The sequence below is a fragment of the Dysosmobacter segnis genome, assembly GCF_014297285.1.
Taxonomy (GTDB): Bacteria; Bacillota; Clostridia; order Oscillospirales; family Oscillospiraceae; genus Oscillibacter; species Oscillibacter segnis.
The window spans coordinates 329798-346676 of the sequence record NZ_JACOQI010000002.1; the positions used below are offsets into that span (position 1 = coordinate 329798).

Consider the following 16879-nt stretch of genomic DNA (forward strand, 5'->3'; position numbering starts at 1 on the left):
TTTTTATGGTTGTCATTAAACGTGATGGCCGTGAAGCCGACTTTGACAAAGGCAAAATTGCCAATGCCATTCTCAAGGCATTCACGGAGGTTGAAAAGCTCAGTGCGGTAGGAGATAAGAACGAGGTGCCCAAGAAAATCTCCACCCGTTTGTATAACCGCTATCAGCGGCGCAACCGTGCGATTTCTGTTGAGGAAATCCAGGACGACGTTGAAACTGAGCTGATGAAAGAGGGCGAGTTCGTAGTCGCCAAAGCGTACATCAAGTATCGCTATGAACATGAGCTTCTGCGGAACGCTTCTTCTTTGGACGGCAAAATCCTCTCTATTGCGGATAACGTCAATGAAACAGTCATCCAGGAGAACAGCAACAAAAATCCCACAATCCTCTCTACTCAGAGAGACTACATCGCCGGCGAGGTAAGCCGCGATATTACTGACCGTCTGCTTATGCCGGATGACATTAAGCAGGCGCACGAAGAGGGTGTTATCCACTTCCATGACAGCGACTACTTTGTGCAACACATGATGAACTGCTGTCTGATCAATCTGGAAGATATGCTCCAGAACGGCACAGTAATTTCCGGTACGCTGATTGAAAAGCCTCACTCCTTCTCGACTGCCTGTAATGTTGCTACCCAGATTATTGCCCAAGTAGCCAGTAATCAGTATGGCGGTCAGTCTATCTCCCTGTCCCACCTTGCCCCCTTTGTTGAGGTGAGCCGACAAAAGATTCGCAAGCAGGTAAAGGCTGAGTTCCTGAAAATTTCTTCCCCGGACAACTTTGCAGACCCTGAGAAAGTGATCTCAGATCTGGTCGAAGAGCGTGTCCGTGAAGAAGTAAAGAAGGGTGTTCAGACTATCCAGTATCAAGTGATTACCCTCATGACTACCAACGGTCAGGCTCCTTTCATTACCGTCTTTATGTATCTGAACGAGGTCAGCGATCCTCAGACCAAGAAAGACCTCGCTATGATCATCGAGGAGGTCGTGCGGCAGCGGTACCAAGGCGTCAAAAATGAGAAGGGCGTTTGGACGACACCGGCGTTCCCCAAGCTGATCTATGTGCTGGAAGAGGATAACATCACTGAGGATTCTCCCTACTGGTACTTGACCCAGCTGTGTGCCAAGTGCTCTGCCAAACGGCTGGTGCCCGACTACATCTCCGAAAAGAAGATGCGCGAGTACAAGCTGTCCAAGGGCGAGACCGAAGGTAACGGCGATTGCTATACCTGTATGGGATGCCGTAGCTTCTTGACACCCGACCGCTCCGGTAACGGCTGGGACAATGTTGCCAATGCCGGCAATTACCAGCCCGATAAGCCCAAGTATTACGGACGTTTCAACCAGGGAGTCGTCACCATCAACCTCCCCGATGTTGCTCTGAGCGCTCTGAAAGTTTGGGAGGCAACCGGCGACCATAACGACATCCAGAATCTGTATGACACCTTCTGGGAGATTTTCGATGAGCGGCTGGAGCTGTGTCATAAGGCGCTGCAAATCCGTCACGAGCGTTTGAGCGGTACCCTGTCCGATGCTTCTCCTATCCACTGGCAGTATGGCGCTTTGGCCCGCCTGAAAAAGGGTGAAACCATCGACAAGCTGCTTCACGGCGGCTATTCCACCATCTCTTTGGGTTATGCCGGTCTGTACGAATGTGTTATGGCGATGACTGGCAAGAGCCATACCGACCCGGACGGCGAACCTTTTGCTCTCAAGGTTATGCAGTACATGAACGACAAGTGCGCTGCATGGAAAGCCGCTGAGGATATCGACTATTCTCTCTACGGTACTCCTATTGAGAGCACTACCTATAAATTTGCCAAGTGTTTGCAAAAGCGCTTTGGTGTGATCGAGGGCATCACCGATAAGGGCTACATCACCAACTCCTATCACGTTCACGTCACAGAGCATATCAATGCTTTTGATAAGCTGAGATTTGAGTCTCAGTTCCAGAAGCTCTCTCCGGGCGGAGCAATCAGCTACATCGAAGTGGCAAACCTCTCTGACAACATTCCTGCTGTACTAACGGTGTTGAAGTACATCTACGACAACATCATGTATGCGGAGCTGAACACGAAATCCGACTACTGCCAGGTGTGCGGCTGGGATAAGGAAATTGAGATTGTGGACGACGATCGCGGCAAGCTGATCTGGAAGTGTCCCAACTGCGGGAATACCGATAAGAGCAAGATGAATATTGCGCGGCGTACCTGCGGCTACATCGGCCTAAATGACTGGAATCAGGGCAGAACGCAAGAAATCAAAGAACGTTATGTCCACCTGGGTGGCGACGAATGAACTACGCGAAGATTCGCAACTATGACATCGCCAACGGAGAGGGAATCCGCACTTCCCTCTTCGTTAGTGGATGCACTAACCACTGTCAGGGGTGCTTTAACGAAGAAGCCCAAGATTTTAATTATGGCCTACCCTATATTCCTGAAACAGAACAAACTATTCTGAAACAAATCTCTAAGCCCTATGTTGCTGGTTTGAGCATCCTTGGGGGCGACCCCCTGTGTCAAAACAACAGTGGTCTTACTCTTCTTATAGAACTTACCAATGCTGTGCATGACTTAGGCAAAACAGTGTGGCTATGGACAGGGTTTGTGTGGGAAGATTTTGACCACATTAAAATGAGCCTTAATAAAGCACTGATTAAAACCCTACTATACAACTGTGATGTAGTGGTTGACGGCCCCTTCAAAATGGAGCTGTCTGACCGGATGTTGAAATGGCGTGGTTCTGCAAATCAGCGGGTCATCGACGTACAGAAAACCTTGCGCCAAAAGAAAATTGTCCTATACGAAGGTGGACACTATGAATGAAAAGATCGAATTTCGCTGTCCCAAATGCGGGAAGCTCCTGGATGGTATTACGTTGGATTATCGGTTGGAGTGGTTATGTAGCAAATGTACCGAGGATCAATCTGATGTTCTACACTGTGAGCGTGGATGTAAGGTTAAAGCCGTGGATCTGGATGCCGGGTTGAGCTGCGATTCCAAACAGGCTCATGAGCTTTTGACAGAAGGTCAGGTTTACGAGGTTGAAAAGATTCATGTCGGTGGTTGGTGCTCCTCTATCCGGCTCAAAGAGTTCCCCGGTAAAGAGTTTAACACCGTACACTTCATTCGTTACGAATAGGAGGAAATATGGAGACTGTTGAAATTTTAGCAGGTGGTGAATTTGCCAATGCCGTAAAAAGTCTTGGCCTGACATCTGCCGTGTGTACTTACCATTATCAGCCTCAGCCTACGCATTGGCGTGAAGAATACCAAGTTTGGCTGTTGTCCAAAGAGGATTTTGACAATATCTGTGCTATCGACAACGATGACTGGAAGGACGATTGGGGCTGGTGGCGTCACGCTTATGGTTCTAATCTGGGCACTGTTGACTGCGCCTATGTTATCAATGGTGAAAAGCTGATGGCGTGGGATGGTCTTCAGCGTAAAGAGTGGTGTCAGGATTGCAGTGATTGCGCCGGCACCGAAAAGGACAAGAACGAATGCTTTCACGACCATCAGTACCCCGACATTCTCATCTATCTTTGCGATGAAATTGGGGCTTCTACCGAGCGCAATGTTTGCGCTTGCACGATTGATCTGGCACGGCAAAACAACCTGACCCTTGCAGAGCTTTTCAAAAAGTATCTGGGATAGGTCGTGTAAAAAACAGTATCATCCGCACAACAAAACTATCAAATTGGGAGGCAAACGAAAATGCTCATCATTAACCTTTTTGGCGCTCCCGGTGCTGGTAAATCCACCGGAGCTGCCTATGTCTTCTCTCAGCTGAAAGCTGCCGGCGTTAATGCCGAGCTTGTCACCGAGTTCGCCAAAGATAAGGTATGGGAAGGGACAAAGGCTGTTTTCGAGAATCAGGCATACATCTTTGGCAAGCAGTATTTTCGCATCAGCCGGCTTGAGGGCAAGGTCGATGTGGTGATTACCGATTCACCTATCCTGCTCTCTGCGTTCTATAACGACAACGATCACGTACTGGGTGAAGAGTTCGATAAACTGGTTTTCAAAGTTTTCGACTACTATAATCGCATCGACGTATTTGTTCATCGGGTGAAGCCCTATAACGAAGCAGGACGCTTCCAGACCGAGGAAGAGAGCGATGCGATCAGCAAAGAGATGTTGCGTTTCTTGGATAAGTATGGTGTTAACTGTCTGCATATCAACGGTGATTTCGTAGGGTATGACAGCTTGGTTAATACCGTACTGGATGCTTTGGCAGCAGACGGCAAGCCTATTGTCTGCCCGCACCCTTCTGATTCGGCAGAAGCGCTAACGATTAAGGTGCGCTATCTCAGCGACAAGATCCAACCATTGGAATATATCGACGGCAAGTCTGATTGGGTTGACCTTCGGGCAGCTGAGGATGTTGAGCTGAAGACCGGTGAGTCCAAGCTGATCCCCCTGGGAATTGCTATGCAGCTTCCCAAGGGTTATGAAGCAATCGTAGCTCCTCGCAGCTCAACCTATAAGAATTTCGGCATTCGTCAAACCAACAGTATTGGCGTAATCGACGAGACTTACTGTGGCGACAACGATCAGTGGTATTTCCCCGCCCGTGCAGACCGCCATACCGTTATTCATGCCGGCGATCGCATTTGCCAGTTTCGCATTGAGAAGCACCAGCCCCAGCTGTTTTTCGAGTCAGTCGATACGCTGGGCAACGCTGATCGAGGCGGTATCGGGTCTACTGGGAAGAGGTGAGTAACGTGCTTCAGCAGAAGTATGTGAGGGGTTCTTTCCTTCTTGAGGAAAACGTTGATGATTCCAAAGTCTACTACGAGCAGCACAAGGCTAAGGTAGATGAAGTTATAGCCTGGGCTAACCAGTTACACATCTCTTATGTAGCTTTTGGCCTTTCAGCAGATCACACTTATCTGTGCGAATACGAAGTTTACGGCCAGACCACACGGATGTGTAAGGGCGTTGCCTCTGAATTGAAAGCTATGCTTAAGCCTGAGTGGAAAGGCATTCGCATGGGATACCAGGTTGAGGGGCATACGCTTCAATAAGGAGAGCTAAAACGTGAATGAAACACCAATTTCACCCACATCTAAATGGTGTGATAATCAGTCCGTAGACGAGATGGGCAAAGTAATCTGCTTGGCTCATCTCGCCGAGGCCAGAGTTCCAGACTGTCCATACAAAAGTAAGGAGGAGCGAGCGAGTGCCAAATATCCTTGCTCCGACTATGAAGAGGTGAGAACATGAAAGGTCTATTCCGAAAACGCGGAGGCGGTAAAACGACCGCCTTAGTTTACACATCAGCGATAACTGGATATCCGATTGTCGTACCAACTACCATCAGCAAGCGTTACGTAAAAGACGTGGCACGGCGGGTAGGTGTATCTATCCCTGAACCGATTGTTATGTCTGAGGATGCCAGAGGCCGTCGAATTGGTGGTGTGCTCATTGACAACGCCGAAGAAATCATCCGGGCATATGCTGCAGAGCATTTCAACGCCCCGGTCATAGCCTATACCATAACGGTAGACGGGGATGGTGATAGCGCATGAGCCTCCTCCCTAATACGGTCGTCAATGGCAACTGTTTGGAAGTCATGAAGGAAATTGATGATGCGAGCATTGACATGATCCTTTGTGATTTGCCTTATGGGGCGACTCAGAACTCATGGGACTCGGTTATCCCGCCTGCTCCGCTCTGGGAGCAGTATGAGCGGATTATCAAACCGAACTGTGCGATCCTGCTGTTCGGCCAGGATAAATTTACCGCTACCATGATGCTCTCTAACCCTAAGCTGCACCGCTACAATATCATCTGGGACAAGGTGCTAAAGAGCGGATTTCTCAACGCCAAGAAAATGCCGCTTAGAGAGCACGAGGATATTATGGTATTCTACAAATCTCCGCCGCCGTATCATCCGCAAATGACAGTTGGCGAGAAAAACCACACCAAGGGCAAGGCCGTAGGGAAACAGGCGGAAGACGTTCATTCTAACCGGAGCTATGGCAATTATACATTGGTAGAGTCGCCAGACGGTAACATGAAGTACCCAGCGTCAATTTGGCGCTTCCCTAAACCCCACCCGTCCGTAGCGCTCCACGCCACTGAAAAACCTGTTGATCTGTTGCGCTACGCAATCCGTACTTACACTGACAGGAATGCAATCGTCCTGGATAACTGTTGCGGCACCGGATCTACTCTCATTGCTGCCAAGCTGGAAGGACGCAGATACATTGGGATTGACAATGGCGTGTGCGATAAAAAGAAAAGCCCTTACTATGGAATGCCTTGGGCGCAAGTAGCTCAAATCAGATTGGAGGCGATCGACCATGAACCTGCCGATGAACCTGAACGACATCGACCTTTGGGAGAAGGAACTACTGAAGGGGTTTGCACTCCCTCTGGGGTTTCTGCCTGAAATCGGTGAAGTAGTGAACATTCTCGAACCGTTCAAAAGACTGACTATTTTTGAGCCGGTCGAAAAAGACGGAGAGACAACCGAAAAGAAAGTCACTGTAGGTATCATATACCGCTCCGATGGCTTATATGCTTGGGATAACAGCAGAGCTGTACCCAACGAGTATGACGAGGCTATCAAATGGAGTCCAGCCAGCCAGCTCCCGGAATATGCCATTCGGCGTAAGGCTATTGTCACCAAGTTCGAGTACAAGCCGCTTCGATCCTTTACCGCTGATGACATCAAACTTCTTCGGTTGGACTATGCTTCACAAGATGATCCCCAGCTTCTTATGGAGGAATATCTGCCCATCAAGAACTTTGAGTTGTTGTATGGCTGGTGGAAACAGCACTATAAAGCGACCCTGAAAGACTGCGACAATCCACAGGCCATTATCCTCCATCTTGCTTCAACAGACTGACAACAAACTTCATTAGCAACAAAGAAAATCACGGCTTCCCTCTTGACAAATTGGGAGGCCGTGATTATACTATGTATATAGCAACAAAGTAAATTATTCTATCCTTATAGGAGGACTGCCAAATGAAAGTAGCTATGGTAAAGCATAAGCCCTATGGCAAGGTGTTCTGGTTCGAGATCCCTGAGCACTTTGTAGGCAAACTTCAGCCCGGATTTCGCGTGGCCTGTAATACAGCGCGTGGTCGGCGGTATGGCACCGTAGTGGCTGCGGATCTTGACGAGCAGGATGTGAAAGAGGTTATGTTGGCCTCCGGCGCTACCTTCCCGCTCTCCACAATCGAAGCCACCACCCAGAAGGTACTGATGAGCGCCATCAAGATTCCGGGATATATGGCCCGCACAAAGCCCAGCGATGAGAAGATCGCAAAGCGTTTTCTGGAGTTCTATCATACCGGCCAGTTCAATACCAATGTTGCCCTGGACGATAACGCCGTCTTGATTGACGGCTATTCCGCCTATCTGGTAGCGCAAAAAGTTGGTCTCACGTTCCTCCCTGCAATCTACAAGGAGGTCTGAGGTATGCCCGGATTTGTAAAACCTACAAGAAAGGTCGTCAACATTGAAGACGCCTTTGGAGAGCTGATTGGGAAGAAACTCATAAAGGATCTCCATGACAATGAGGAGATTTGCCCTGTTTGTCATGGTACCGGCCTCCGTATCGAAGATAATCCTTATGGGTTGTCTGACGACCCCGATAAGAGAGCCGGCCAATTCCCCTACAAGCACCAGTCTATCCGGTTCTGCCCGAACTGTTATAACGGTGTTGTACGTTTTTGCCCCGACTGTGGAAAGCAGATTCCGAGATGCCGAACACTTTGCGACTGCGACGCCGTTGTGCAGCGCCGCCAGCAGGAAGAAAACCGCAAAGAAAAAGAACGGCTCGAAAAAGCAGAAAAGCACGAGCCGGATGCGCTCGGGTCGTTGTTTACAATGGCGCAAAGTGGCTTCTACCCTCACAACGAAGGATATTTCAGCTGCTGGGAGGATTTCTTTGATAGCTGGAATGAAGATTGTGAAGAGTTTACGGAGAAGCCGCTGTACGTATGGGGAACCGAAGAGGTAGAGATGAGTTTCGATGCTTCAAGCATTGTATCTGACGCCTGCGAGGATATGTATGAAGACGCCTATGATGACATTGGAGCAGACGCTGTTGCCGAAATGCAGCGCTACCTCGACGAGTGGAAAAAGAAATATGGGCGCACGTCCTATTTACTGACTACCAAGCACGCTATCCGTATTCCTTGGGAGGAGATGAAATAACAATGGCAAAGAAAAACGACAGTCTGGGCGACCGCATGAAAGGCTATGAGGGTGTTTCTCGCAACTTCTTAACCCGCCGTGTACCTGCGATCATCCGGCTTGACGGCAAGGCATTCCATACCTTCACGAAGGGCATGGAAAAACCTTTCGACCCCGTACTGACTCAGGCTATGCAGGAGACGATGAAGTATCTCTGTGAGAACATCCAGGGCTGTGTGCTTGGATACACTCAGTCCGATGAGATCACTCTGGTGCTGACAGACTATGCTACTATTCAGACCGACGCTTGGTTTGGCTATAACATTCAGAAAATGTGCAGTGTTTCGGCGTCGATGGCGACACTGGCCTTTAATAAGGCTTTTAATAAAGAAGTCGTGCAGTTCTTCTTGAGGAATGATATTGAAGATGCGCAACGCAATGGCGACACTTCTGATAGAGCATTAGCAAGCGCTATTCTATACGCTAATTATGATACTTCTCTTAAAAGAGGTGCCATGTTCGATTCCCGCGCTTTCTCTGTCCCCAAGGAAGAGGTTTGTAACTGTCTGATCTGGCGGCAGCAGGACGCAACCCGAAACAGCATTGAGGCCGTAGGTCAGGCCAATTTTAGCCACCACGAGCTGCACAAAAAGACCTGCAACATGATTCAGGAAATGCTTTGGTCTCAGAGAGGCATTAACTGGAACGATTTCCCCACAGAGCTGAAGCGCGGTTCCTGTTGCATTAAACGGCAGTTTGAAGAAACCATCGACGATCCTCGCACCCCCGGCCAGAAAATTACCGTATGCCGTAACAGATGGATCATCGACCACGAAATTCCCGTCTTCACTCAGGATCGGGAATATATCGAAAAGCTGATTTAAGGAGGTCATAAAAATGTCCCATATCTATGAGAATGATACGAAACCCATTCTGAGCGACCCTCCGTACCTGCTGCAATTCATTTTGGCCGCGGTACTGTCTGTGCTCTGCGGAGCGACCATCATGTTCATGTGGAACTGGTTCGTTGTTCCTCTCGGACTGCCTATGATTGGTCTGGTGCAAGCGCTGGGCCTTGATACACTCATCACATTCATTGTGACTACCAGAGTCAATACCAACCCCGGCCCGTTCTGGGATCGCTGGATTATTGCTATCACCTACGCACTTCTCACACTGTTCAGCGGGTGGCTGCTCCACTTCTTCATGTAACCCAGGAGGATATCACAATGGATACACAAATGGTATTGACCCACACGGGTAAAATCTACTTCAACCGATCGCTCGGTTTGGAGTTTCTTACCGTGGGTGACTACGGCAAAGAAAACAACATCAAAGCCGACTTCCTCGGTTTAACCAAAAAGATTGAAGGAGTTCAGCACCACGATGTTGACCTTATGGACAAGTGGGTAGCGACTATCAGCAGCCAGAAGGGATGCCCCATGAAATGTACCTTCTGCGATGTTCATAAATACGGCTTCTTCGGGAATGCCTCTCTGCCTGATCTCGAATATCAGATCCGCTACATTATTGAACATGAGGATGTCCGTTTTACCAACCGTTTTAATGTCCACTACGCTCGCATGGGTGAGCCGACTTGGAATCCTGCAGTGCTGGATTTTACCGAGTCCCGATTGGACGACCTGGTTAAAGAGTGTGGTCTTCACGCTGTTACCATTCATCCCGTAGTTTCCACCATGATGCCTCGTAGCAATAACGACCTCCACAGCTATTTGAAGCACTGGTGCGAGATCAAGAATACCCAGCGGAATGGTGAAGCTGGGCTGCAACTTAGTATCAACAGCACTTCGGACGACCAGCGGGAAGCTCAGTTCGCCGACAAATCCCTGAGCCTGAGAGAAATCGCCAATATCGCCAGCGATTTACCTATGCCGGTTGGCAGAAAGTACACGTTGAACTTCGCTGTAACCGAAGCAACGATTTTGGACGCCAAAGTGCTCGACTCCCTCTTTGACCGCGATAAGTTTATCGTCAAGATTACTCCGATCCATCAAACCAAAGCTGCCCTGGAACACAACTACGATATCACTACCAGCTACGACGATTACAGCGTCTACGACAAATTCGAGCAGCCCTTGCTTGATTTGGGCTGGGACGTAATCGTGTTTGTTCCCAGCAAGGAAGAGGATTCCGACCGCATTACCTGCGGCAACGCTCTTATTAGCGAGGTATAACACAATGACTGAACAAGAGAAACTAATCAATGTTGATTTGTATGGCGACGGTAGCCGTAACTCGCGGCTTCGCGCAGAGTACATTTATTGCGATCATGCCGATGTGTGTTCGGTATACAAGGAAGGAAAATGCTTCCGTAAAACGACACTATTTGGCGTTCGTTGTGAATTTGGCCGCATAGCCTGTGTTGATGGCGGCACAAAGAAAACCAAGATGTACGGTCGTGTTTATAGCGAGGCCAAAGACTCTGAGCGATACCATAAGCTCTCTTACCCCAACAACACCTACATCGCAAAAATCGGCGACGGTGCTTTTCTCGCGCCACCCTATGTTAGAATCGAACGTGGCCCGGATTCCAGGCTATTCTGTCATGATCCTGGGTTCGGTTGCAATCGTCTCTTTGTCCCTATTGACGAGCTGACGCCCGACAATATCAATCGAATTTGCACCTACCATCCGCGTGCTATGCTGGGTGGAGAGATTAAGAGCTATCAGACAGAAACCATCCCGATCTTTCTCCACCAGTTGTCCAAACTGTTCCCGGAGCAGTACAACGCTTTCATCGCGGCGTTCCCGGATTATGAGCTGAAGGCTCCTGATTATCGTGGGAAATATGCGAAGCTGTCAACCTGCAATCGTGAGCTGACCTATCGTGACGCGCATGGCAACTCTTTCCGTTTTGACGGCGATGAGTTGGTATGTGACAAGTATCGGATTGGCGGGTTCATGCCGTTCTCATCCTCTGGTTACGCACAAATGCGTATTCCGGTGACAGATGATATGCAGGTAAAAATCACCGACAGCAACCAAGTCACGGATCAAACCGTTCTTATGTAATCATAAACCCTCAGTTAGCAACAAAGTAAATCAATCAGAGGTTGCAAAGATGAAAACCCATACTCTCAAATTCAAAGGATATCACGGGCGATCCAAAAAGATTGCTGAGATCCGTGATCTGAACGAAGCAGGCCAGCCTAAATCCGACCAGGATATTTTGGATGAGGCGTTTTTGCTGATTCATGCGTTCTGCGCCGGACGTGGCGTCAAGATTTATTACATCCGAGCTTGGAATCGCAACGGTGTCACCATTTTTGATGTAGGAAGCCATACCGAGTTCTTTCATCTTACCCCGGCAGTCAGTCTCTACACAGACACCGCTTCATCAGAAAGGAGCGAACAGAATGGCTAAAGTTTCAACCAGAACCCCGCCGCTCATTTCCCTTTATTTCTGCCAAGAAAGAGGCGACCCTGACTATGGGTCTTGCCTCTGGGCAGTTTTTAACTTCGATCTCGAACGATATGAGCTGTCCATTACATCCGACTGTGGGAACTACGCCTACGGTTGGGTTCCTACGCACAAGAGCGAGAGCTTTATGCACCTCATGGCAAGGTTAGACTCCGGCTATTTGCTGGATAAACTCGCCAGCCCGTGCGTTATCAACGAAGAAGCCACCTTTGAGGCTGTAAAAGAACTCATGGAGGCTTTGGGCGTTGATTTCTCAGAGACAGATCGTTGGGGAGACCCCGTATTCGATATGGACGAAATCAAAGACAGTTGCTATCAGAGCAACGAGCGAGATGTCCACGATGCCTTGGAGCGAAAGTTCGAGGGCACGTCTATGGAGACCTGTGACGACTATGATCTCTGGAGCTGTATTCAAAAAGACTTCACGACCAACGCTAAGAAAATTGTGCAGGTCTTCATGGAATACATTCAACCTGTGTGCAAAAAGATTTCTGATGACGAAAAGAGAGGTTGAGATGGCAGCAATAAAAATCCCCAAGTATATCCGCCAAAAAATGCACCGCATCGCTCACCTTCACGCTACAGCAAACAAAGAAATGCAAGTAGTAGAAGCGTGGCTGGAAAATCAGGGCTTCGACACATCCATGCAGGGACTGAGATGTGGAAACGGCTATTCTCTTGAAGAGCTGGATTATGGAAATGATTGCACCGACGAACTTTGCGAGAGCATGGAAAACGGTTTCGGTTTGACAAATGAAAGGAGCGTTTGACATGAAGCCCGGTGACAAAGTTGTAATGAACAACAAGTATTACGTGAGTGCGGAAAATAAAAGTCGCATCTGGACGGTAGCATCAGAGCCGTGGATGTGCTGTGGCACTCTCGTTGTAAAACTGAAAGGGAAATCTGGCGGCTATGCTGTTGATGGACTGGACATTATTTCCGAATGAAACGAGGCTTTTATATGAATAACGAAAAAATTTGCCCTGTATACAGCGCTTCCGATAATACTGCCCGCAAGTGTATCAAAGAAGAATGTGGGTGGTGGTGCGATCAATGCAATGCTTGTGCTGTAGTATCCGCGTCCGACAGTGATATCTATGTTCTGTACTACACACCGGGAGCAGAGTCAGTCGAGGAACTGACGTTTATGTACAACGAGGCTAAAAAAGCCGTAGCACCGAGACCTATCATCGCATTACCTACCAGCCTCTCGCTCAAAGAAATATCAAAACAAGAACTCTTGAATATTATCTCCAAAACTCTGTGCAAAGATAAAGCCGATCATGATGATCGAGGAGAATAACCATGAGAGCAACAAAGCAATTCAATAACGTAGACACCCAGAGTAAAATCGCGATCAACACTGACGAGCTTCAGGCCATGTTGAGTTGTGGCCGGTATTCTGCCGTACAGATTGGCGAGGCTGCTGAGGCTCGTATCCAGATCGGGAAGCGAATCTTCTGGAATGTCGAAAAGATCAAAAGCTACATCAACTCTATTTCTGTATAGGAGACTGCCGTATGAACATTTACCTAACCATCATGGTGACAGTCTTAGTCCTTACTCAGATTGTCCGCATCGTTCAAAACACCATTCAGCTTCGCCGGCAGTATAAGCTGTTTCAGGCTCAACTCGGACAGTTGGATGACATCACCCAAGAGGATCTTGATGTGCAACGCAGAGCATATCGTTTGATCGTAGATCACTTTGAACGCAAGGGGAGTGAGGCGTAATGACCAAAAAAGAAGCCATTCATTTCCTCTATCAAATTGCCGATGAGATACGGTCATTCCTTGACAAAACCTCATCCCCCAAAGGGCAATGGACTTCTCACAAACGCCTCGAAGCATTAAGTATGGCAATTTCCGCCTTATACGATCTGTTCCAGGCCGAAGAAGACGGCAGGCTAATCATCCCGCCTTGTAAAGTAGGAGATACGGTATGGGTTATCACTGGCACAGCAATAAAGCTCTGTACCGTAGATCGCATTCATATTTTGGGGAACGGGCAAGTGCAAATAAGGGCGAAATACTTTGTCACAGATAATATCTACCTGTATCCCGATATGTTTGGGAAAACTGTGTTTCTAACTTGCGCCGAAGCGGAAGCTGCCATAGAAGCACGGAAGGGAGGCAAAGAGTAATGACCAACTATGAAAACTTAAAAGCCGCAGCGCAAAGTCTGGGCGACTTCTGTGACAACCACGAAGACTGTGACGGCTGCACATTGAGCGCACTGTGCGAGTGTATGCCGGCAGCTCTCCCGAAGTTGATAAATGCGATTGCCGAGAACAAAGAGAAAAGCGGGGGCAAGAAATGAAACGAGTATTTGCGATCCTTCTGACAGCAATGTTGCTAACCGGGTGTACTTCGGAAAATGTACGTGCGATACAGAGCAGCAGCACAAGCATCACGATTACGACATACAACAACTATTCAGTTCAAGGATATACCATCCGAGAAATAGGGGACGGCTATGTGGTAACGGTGGAGGTGAATCCAAAATGACCATGGAAGAAGCTATCCAACAGTTGGATGGGGCCGAAATGATGGTCTTAAACCGCGAGATCACCCAGTTCAATCAGGCTATCATTATGGCAATCTCAGCCCTCCGCACCCAACAGAAGCAGGCGAACGAATGTACAAAGTGCCAAAGCGATAAGATCAGACATAAACAAGAGTCTGTACACAATGATCCTCTGGTGCTTGATGAGCTGCGACAGATGCGCGGCGAACCTGTATGGTGTAAAGAGTTAGAATGCTACGGCATTGTGAAGATGGAGAAAGTCGGGAGATGGGCGAACGAGCTATTTTTGGTTGGAACATGGCATAATGGCGATGTCGCCGTAAACTTTGAGTACGACATCAAATCACGCGGTCTTACGCTTTACCGGCATAAGCCGGAGGAGGTGCAAGATGAACTTTAAGCAGTTTGTCCGGTGGAGGTTGGTTTGCTTTGTTCAAACTCATATCAGACATTGCCAGGAATGCCTTGGTAGTAATGGGCACTGCCAAGAGTGTAACGACTGGCACCACTTATTCCGCAGAGACTGGCAACGGACGTATTGGAGAAGGAAGTTCTGATCATGAGCAATAATGCGAACTGCATTACCTGTAGGCATAAAAAGGACTTCTTAGTTCCGTGCGATTGGTTGAAAAACCAAAGAGCAGTGATTATGCCGCCCTGCCCAAGATACGAGTCCGAAGAGGAGGATACCGATGCCCGAATTAAACTTAAAGCCATTACCTTGCCCATTTTGCGGCAGCACAAAGCTGAAAGTCGATCAGAAAACAAGCAGTAATACAAAGTGGAACTCCGAAACAGGTCGATGCGATAAGCTGGTCGTCGTTACAGTTCGTTGTAACAAATGCCACACGAGAGGCCCGACAGTCTCTATGTATGCAGGGTGGTACGATCGGCCTACTCAGGTCTTGAATAATGCTGCTATCGAAGCCTGGAACCAGCGTATCGAAAAGGAGGCGACTAACGATGCCGGCAATGGGGATCTTAAACGAGAAACCTAATACCGTTTGTTGTTGATAGCAAAAAAAGAGCGTAGGTGAAAGCCCTACGCTCTTATAGCTTTAGATTTCTTTGCCGTTGTCATTACTAATGAACCGGCCTTCAAAATGACAATCCATAGCGTCGGCAATTTCTATCAATTCTCTCTCGCTGAAATTGTCTCGCTTCAACTTGCCGCTGAGATTTTGAGAGGTACATCCGAGTCGAGAGGATAACTCTTTCAGGTTCATATTACGCTTGATCAGTGCAATCCGAATTTTCTCAGCCATTGGCATAATAGCACCTCCCAACTTTTAATTTCATTGTAAATCGAGCAACTACGAAAATCAATAGAAAATTTCAAGAGTAAGTAAATGATGATTTTCTTCTTGACATAGGTAATCGCTCAAGATATTATGTAACTGGAGAATTACCACCCATACAAAAGCAAGGAGGAGATAGTATGGCTGGATTAAAACGAACGGACAACAAAGGCCGTATCCTTAAAGACGGCGAGTCCCAGAGAAAAGATGGGTCGTACCGATATCGTTACACTGATGCTGACGGCATCCGCCATGACGTGTATAGTAAGCGGCTCGTTCCCACTGACCGCGTTCCTCCGGGCTGTAAAGACGACCTTAGCCTGAGAGAAAAGGAACGCAAAATCAACCGTGATCTGGAAGACGGGATCAAAGCTGCGGTCGAAAACAAAGCCACCCTCAATGATTTGTTTGAGCTGTATATGGCAAACAAACCCGAACTAAAAGATACCACCCGCAGCAACTATCTTTATATGTACAACAAGTACGTACGAAATGATATTGGCAAGAAGAAAATTGCCAGTATCAAATACTCAGATGTCAAGGCTTTTTATAATAAGCTCATCAAAGAAAAGGGCTTCAAGCCAAACTCAATGGAAATCATTCACACCATCATCCACCCCATATTTACTCTGGCCGTCCGTGATAATTACATCCGTATCAACCCGGCTACCGGAGCGATGGCAGAAATCAAAAAGAGCAACAACTGGGAGAAACCCAAGCGCCACTCATTGAGTATCGCAGAGCAGTCTGCTTTTATTGAGTATGTAAAGGGGCATAAGGTTTATAATCATTGGCTCCCCGTTTTCACAGTTTTACTTGGTACAGGATGCCGCATTGGTGAAGTTGTAGGCTTGCGCTGGGAAGATTGCGATTTCGATGATGGGATTATTAGCATTAACCACAATATGGTTTATCGAAAATATGTGGACGAAGAAAAAGCAAGGTTCCATATTGTAACCCCCAAAACAGAGGCAGGTGTCCGTATCGTTCCTATGTTGTCAGAGGTTAGGGCTGCTCTGGAAGCGGAATGGGAAACTCAAAAGATAATCGGGTTCAATGAGTCTGTCGTTGATGGATATGTCGGCTTCATCTTCCAGAACCGATACGGCGATCCTCTGTCTCCTCACAGTGTCAACCGAGCCATAGATCGTATCTGTGCTGCCTATGTCGAAGACGAAACGGTACGGGCCGATCAGGAAGGGCGCGACCCCGTATTGATCCGGCATTTTTCCGCACACAACCTACGCCATACCTTCTGCACTCGCTTTTGCGAAAACGAAAAGAACATCAAGGTCATCCAAGAGATTATGGGCCACGCCGACATTGAAACCACAATGAACATTTACGCGGAAGCTACCAAGGAGAAAAAGCAAGAGTCGTTCTCCAATCTCGAAGGGAAAATAAAGATCTCTTGATGGAGGGTTTCAAATGGGAAAGCTAATCGACCTCA

At 48.0% G+C, this 16879-nt stretch carries 28 protein-coding genes and 1 pseudogene; 28 read left to right on the forward strand and 1 reads right to left on the reverse strand.

Annotation, left to right across the window (positions count from 1 at the left end; all coding sequences use genetic code 11):
• Positions 1-5 precede the first annotated feature (5 nt).
• From nrdD to H8Z83_RS04235, 27 genes and pseudogenes are all read left to right on the forward strand, one after another.
• Positions 6-2300 carry an anaerobic ribonucleoside-triphosphate reductase gene (gene nrdD, locus H8Z83_RS04110; protein WP_187013850.1) on the forward strand — a complete coding sequence of 765 codons (2295 nt, stop codon included), beginning with the start codon at positions 6-8 and terminating at the stop codon, positions 2298-2300.
• Complete coding sequence (gene nrdG / locus H8Z83_RS04115) at positions 2297-2830, forward strand: anaerobic ribonucleoside-triphosphate reductase activating protein (protein ID WP_187013851.1); 534 nt, start codon at positions 2297-2299, stop codon at positions 2828-2830. The genes nrdD and nrdG overlap by 4 nt, the downstream gene beginning before the upstream one ends.
• Positions 2823-3146, forward strand: a complete 324-nt coding sequence (locus H8Z83_RS04120) for a hypothetical protein (protein WP_187013852.1) — start codon at positions 2823-2825, stop codon at positions 3144-3146. Before nrdG ends, H8Z83_RS04120 begins: the two co-directional genes overlap by 8 nt.
• 8 nt (positions 3147-3154) lie before the next feature.
• Positions 3155-3661, forward strand: coding sequence for a hypothetical protein (locus tag H8Z83_RS04125; RefSeq protein WP_187013853.1), 507 nt, complete (start codon positions 3155-3157; stop codon positions 3659-3661).
• A 60-nt stretch (positions 3662-3721) separates the two neighbouring features.
• Positions 3722-4183: pseudogene (locus tag H8Z83_RS19505) on the forward strand (AAA family ATPase); the annotation flags it as partial.
• Between the two features lie 117 nt (positions 4184-4300).
• Entirely contained in the window at positions 4301-4726 is a 426-nt protein-coding gene (locus H8Z83_RS04130; protein ID WP_366463755.1) for a dUTP diphosphatase, read from the forward strand.
• Positions 4727-4731: 5 nt separating this feature from the next.
• Positions 4732-5034: a hypothetical protein gene (locus tag H8Z83_RS04135; RefSeq protein ID WP_187013854.1), complete on the forward strand. Its 303-nt coding sequence runs from the start codon at positions 4732-4734 to the stop codon at positions 5032-5034.
• 195 nt (positions 5035-5229) lie between these two features.
• Complete coding sequence (locus tag H8Z83_RS04140) at positions 5230-5538, forward strand: hypothetical protein (RefSeq protein ID WP_187013855.1); 309 nt, start codon at positions 5230-5232, stop codon at positions 5536-5538.
• Positions 5539-5582: 44 nt separating this feature from the next.
• Positions 5583-6404 carry a DNA-methyltransferase gene (locus H8Z83_RS04145; protein WP_187013856.1) on the forward strand — a complete coding sequence of 274 codons (822 nt, stop codon included), beginning with the start codon at positions 5583-5585 and terminating at the stop codon, positions 6402-6404.
• Positions 6316-6864, forward strand: a complete 549-nt coding sequence (locus H8Z83_RS04150) for a hypothetical protein (protein WP_187013857.1) — start codon at positions 6316-6318, stop codon at positions 6862-6864. The genes H8Z83_RS04145 and H8Z83_RS04150 overlap by 89 nt, the downstream gene beginning before the upstream one ends.
• A gap of 122 nt (positions 6865-6986) precedes the next feature.
• Positions 6987-7439, forward strand: coding sequence for a hypothetical protein (locus tag H8Z83_RS04155; protein ID WP_187013858.1), 453 nt, complete (start codon positions 6987-6989; stop codon positions 7437-7439).
• Between the two features lie 3 nt (positions 7440-7442).
• Positions 7443-8183 (forward strand): hypothetical protein, encoded by a 741-nt coding sequence (locus H8Z83_RS04160; protein WP_187013859.1) that lies wholly within the window; start codon positions 7443-7445, stop codon positions 8181-8183.
• Between the two features lie 2 nt (positions 8184-8185).
• Positions 8186-9046: a tRNA(His) guanylyltransferase Thg1 family protein gene (locus tag H8Z83_RS04165; protein WP_187013860.1), complete on the forward strand. Its 861-nt coding sequence runs from the start codon at positions 8186-8188 to the stop codon at positions 9044-9046.
• A gap of 13 nt (positions 9047-9059) precedes the next feature.
• On the forward strand, positions 9060-9374 hold the full coding sequence (locus H8Z83_RS04170) for a hypothetical protein (protein WP_187013861.1): 315 nt from the start codon (positions 9060-9062) through the stop codon (positions 9372-9374).
• A gap of 17 nt (positions 9375-9391) precedes the next feature.
• Positions 9392-10357 carry a radical SAM protein gene (locus H8Z83_RS04175; protein ID WP_187013862.1) on the forward strand — a complete coding sequence of 322 codons (966 nt, stop codon included), beginning with the start codon at positions 9392-9394 and terminating at the stop codon, positions 10355-10357.
• 4 nt (positions 10358-10361) lie between these two features.
• Positions 10362-11195 (forward strand): hypothetical protein, encoded by an 834-nt coding sequence (locus H8Z83_RS04180; protein WP_187013863.1) that lies wholly within the window; start codon positions 10362-10364, stop codon positions 11193-11195.
• Between the two features lie 49 nt (positions 11196-11244).
• On the forward strand, positions 11245-11547 hold the full coding sequence (locus H8Z83_RS04185) for a hypothetical protein (protein ID WP_187013864.1): 303 nt from the start codon (positions 11245-11247) through the stop codon (positions 11545-11547).
• Positions 11540-12118 carry a phiTE_072 family protein gene (locus H8Z83_RS04190; protein ID WP_187013865.1) on the forward strand — a complete coding sequence of 193 codons (579 nt, stop codon included), beginning with the start codon at positions 11540-11542 and terminating at the stop codon, positions 12116-12118. Before H8Z83_RS04185 ends, H8Z83_RS04190 begins: the two co-directional genes overlap by 8 nt.
• A gap of 1 nt (position 12119) precedes the next feature.
• Positions 12120-12374 carry a hypothetical protein gene (locus H8Z83_RS04195; protein WP_187013866.1) on the forward strand — a complete coding sequence of 85 codons (255 nt, stop codon included), beginning with the start codon at positions 12120-12122 and terminating at the stop codon, positions 12372-12374.
• 1 nt (position 12375) lies between these two features.
• The gene (locus H8Z83_RS04200) at positions 12376-12552 is read left to right on the forward strand and encodes a hypothetical protein (protein ID WP_187013867.1); all 177 of its coding nucleotides are present in this window, start codon (positions 12376-12378) and stop codon (positions 12550-12552) included.
• A gap of 14 nt (positions 12553-12566) precedes the next feature.
• Positions 12567-12908: a hypothetical protein gene (locus H8Z83_RS04205; RefSeq protein ID WP_187013868.1), complete on the forward strand. Its 342-nt coding sequence runs from the start codon at positions 12567-12569 to the stop codon at positions 12906-12908.
• Between the two features lie 2 nt (positions 12909-12910).
• Positions 12911-13114 carry a hypothetical protein gene (locus H8Z83_RS04210; RefSeq protein ID WP_187013869.1) on the forward strand — a complete coding sequence of 68 codons (204 nt, stop codon included), beginning with the start codon at positions 12911-12913 and terminating at the stop codon, positions 13112-13114.
• A gap of 11 nt (positions 13115-13125) precedes the next feature.
• Positions 13126-13338 carry a hypothetical protein gene (locus tag H8Z83_RS04215; RefSeq protein ID WP_187013870.1) on the forward strand — a complete coding sequence of 71 codons (213 nt, stop codon included), beginning with the start codon at positions 13126-13128 and terminating at the stop codon, positions 13336-13338.
• Positions 13338-13748 (forward strand): hypothetical protein, encoded by a 411-nt coding sequence (locus H8Z83_RS04220; RefSeq protein ID WP_187013871.1) that lies wholly within the window; start codon positions 13338-13340, stop codon positions 13746-13748. Before H8Z83_RS04215 ends, H8Z83_RS04220 begins: the two co-directional genes overlap by 1 nt.
• Positions 13748-13924 carry a hypothetical protein gene (locus H8Z83_RS04225; RefSeq protein ID WP_187013872.1) on the forward strand — a complete coding sequence of 59 codons (177 nt, stop codon included), beginning with the start codon at positions 13748-13750 and terminating at the stop codon, positions 13922-13924. The genes H8Z83_RS04220 and H8Z83_RS04225 overlap by 1 nt, the downstream gene beginning before the upstream one ends.
• A 184-nt stretch (positions 13925-14108) precedes the next feature.
• Complete coding sequence (locus H8Z83_RS04230) at positions 14109-14531, forward strand: hypothetical protein (RefSeq protein WP_187013873.1); 423 nt, start codon at positions 14109-14111, stop codon at positions 14529-14531.
• Positions 14532-14823: 292 nt separating this feature from the next.
• On the forward strand, positions 14824-15129 hold the full coding sequence (locus tag H8Z83_RS04235; protein WP_187013874.1) for a Lar family restriction alleviation protein: 306 nt from the start codon (positions 14824-14826) through the stop codon (positions 15127-15129).
• Between the two features lie 60 nt (positions 15130-15189).
• On the opposite strand, the gene H8Z83_RS04240 is transcribed toward H8Z83_RS04235, so the two are convergent.
• Entirely contained in the window at positions 15190-15402 is a 213-nt protein-coding gene (locus H8Z83_RS04240) for a helix-turn-helix domain-containing protein (RefSeq protein ID WP_187013875.1), read from the reverse strand.
• Between the two features lie 167 nt (positions 15403-15569).
• Between H8Z83_RS04240 and H8Z83_RS04245 the strand changes: the two genes are divergently transcribed.
• Complete coding sequence (locus H8Z83_RS04245; protein ID WP_187013876.1) at positions 15570-16844, forward strand: site-specific integrase; 1275 nt, start codon at positions 15570-15572, stop codon at positions 16842-16844.
• Positions 16845-16879 lie beyond the last annotated feature (35 nt).

What these genes read in the sequence shown, in the direction of transcription:
- H8Z83_RS04220 (WP_187013871.1), top strand. Translation starts at nt 13,338, where the DNA reads ATGACCAAAAAAGAAGCCATTCATTTCCTCTATCAAATTGCCGATGAG.
- H8Z83_RS04195 (WP_187013866.1), top strand. Translation starts at nt 12,120, where the DNA reads ATGGCAGCAATAAAAATCCCCAAGTATATCCGCCAAAAAATGCACCGC.
- H8Z83_RS04245 (WP_187013876.1), top strand. Translation starts at nt 15,570, where the DNA reads ATGGCTGGATTAAAACGAACGGACAACAAAGGCCGTATCCTTAAAGAC.
- H8Z83_RS04180 (WP_187013863.1), top strand. Translation starts at nt 10,362, where the DNA reads ATGACTGAACAAGAGAAACTAATCAATGTTGATTTGTATGGCGACGGT.
- H8Z83_RS04165 (WP_187013860.1), top strand. Translation starts at nt 8,186, where the DNA reads ATGGCAAAGAAAAACGACAGTCTGGGCGACCGCATGAAAGGCTATGAG.
- nrdD (WP_187013850.1), top strand. Translation starts at nt 6, where the DNA reads ATGGTTGTCATTAAACGTGATGGCCGTGAAGCCGACTTTGACAAAGGC.
- H8Z83_RS04160 (WP_187013859.1), top strand. Translation starts at nt 7,443, where the DNA reads ATGCCCGGATTTGTAAAACCTACAAGAAAGGTCGTCAACATTGAAGAC.
- H8Z83_RS04215 (WP_187013870.1), top strand. Translation starts at nt 13,126, where the DNA reads ATGAACATTTACCTAACCATCATGGTGACAGTCTTAGTCCTTACTCAG.
- H8Z83_RS04230 (WP_187013873.1), top strand. Translation starts at nt 14,109, where the DNA reads ATGACCATGGAAGAAGCTATCCAACAGTTGGATGGGGCCGAAATGATG.
- H8Z83_RS04120 (WP_187013852.1), top strand. Translation starts at nt 2,823, where the DNA reads ATGAATGAAAAGATCGAATTTCGCTGTCCCAAATGCGGGAAGCTCCTG.
- H8Z83_RS04150 (WP_187013857.1), top strand. Translation starts at nt 6,316, where the DNA reads ATGAACCTGCCGATGAACCTGAACGACATCGACCTTTGGGAGAAGGAA.
- H8Z83_RS04210 (WP_187013869.1), top strand. Translation starts at nt 12,911, where the DNA reads ATGAGAGCAACAAAGCAATTCAATAACGTAGACACCCAGAGTAAAATC.
- H8Z83_RS04190 (WP_187013865.1), top strand. Translation starts at nt 11,540, where the DNA reads ATGGCTAAAGTTTCAACCAGAACCCCGCCGCTCATTTCCCTTTATTTC.
- H8Z83_RS04240 (WP_187013875.1), bottom strand. Translation starts at nt 15,402, where the DNA reads ATGCCAATGGCTGAGAAAATTCGGATTGCACTGATCAAGCGTAATATG.
- H8Z83_RS04225 (WP_187013872.1), top strand. Translation starts at nt 13,748, where the DNA reads ATGACCAACTATGAAAACTTAAAAGCCGCAGCGCAAAGTCTGGGCGAC.
- H8Z83_RS04140 (WP_187013855.1), top strand. Translation starts at nt 5,230, where the DNA reads ATGAAAGGTCTATTCCGAAAACGCGGAGGCGGTAAAACGACCGCCTTA.
- H8Z83_RS04235 (WP_187013874.1), top strand. Translation starts at nt 14,824, where the DNA reads ATGCCCGAATTAAACTTAAAGCCATTACCTTGCCCATTTTGCGGCAGC.
- H8Z83_RS04145 (WP_187013856.1), top strand. Translation starts at nt 5,583, where the DNA reads ATGAAGGAAATTGATGATGCGAGCATTGACATGATCCTTTGTGATTTG.
- H8Z83_RS04205 (WP_187013868.1), top strand. Translation starts at nt 12,567, where the DNA reads ATGAATAACGAAAAAATTTGCCCTGTATACAGCGCTTCCGATAATACT.
- H8Z83_RS04175 (WP_187013862.1), top strand. Translation starts at nt 9,392, where the DNA reads ATGGATACACAAATGGTATTGACCCACACGGGTAAAATCTACTTCAAC.
- H8Z83_RS04200 (WP_187013867.1), top strand. Translation starts at nt 12,376, where the DNA reads ATGAAGCCCGGTGACAAAGTTGTAATGAACAACAAGTATTACGTGAGT.
- H8Z83_RS04185 (WP_187013864.1), top strand. Translation starts at nt 11,245, where the DNA reads ATGAAAACCCATACTCTCAAATTCAAAGGATATCACGGGCGATCCAAA.
- H8Z83_RS04155 (WP_187013858.1), top strand. Translation starts at nt 6,987, where the DNA reads ATGAAAGTAGCTATGGTAAAGCATAAGCCCTATGGCAAGGTGTTCTGG.
- nrdG (WP_187013851.1), top strand. Translation starts at nt 2,297, where the DNA reads ATGAACTACGCGAAGATTCGCAACTATGACATCGCCAACGGAGAGGGA.
- H8Z83_RS04125 (WP_187013853.1), top strand. Translation starts at nt 3,155, where the DNA reads ATGGAGACTGTTGAAATTTTAGCAGGTGGTGAATTTGCCAATGCCGTA.
- H8Z83_RS04170 (WP_187013861.1), top strand. Translation starts at nt 9,060, where the DNA reads ATGTCCCATATCTATGAGAATGATACGAAACCCATTCTGAGCGACCCT.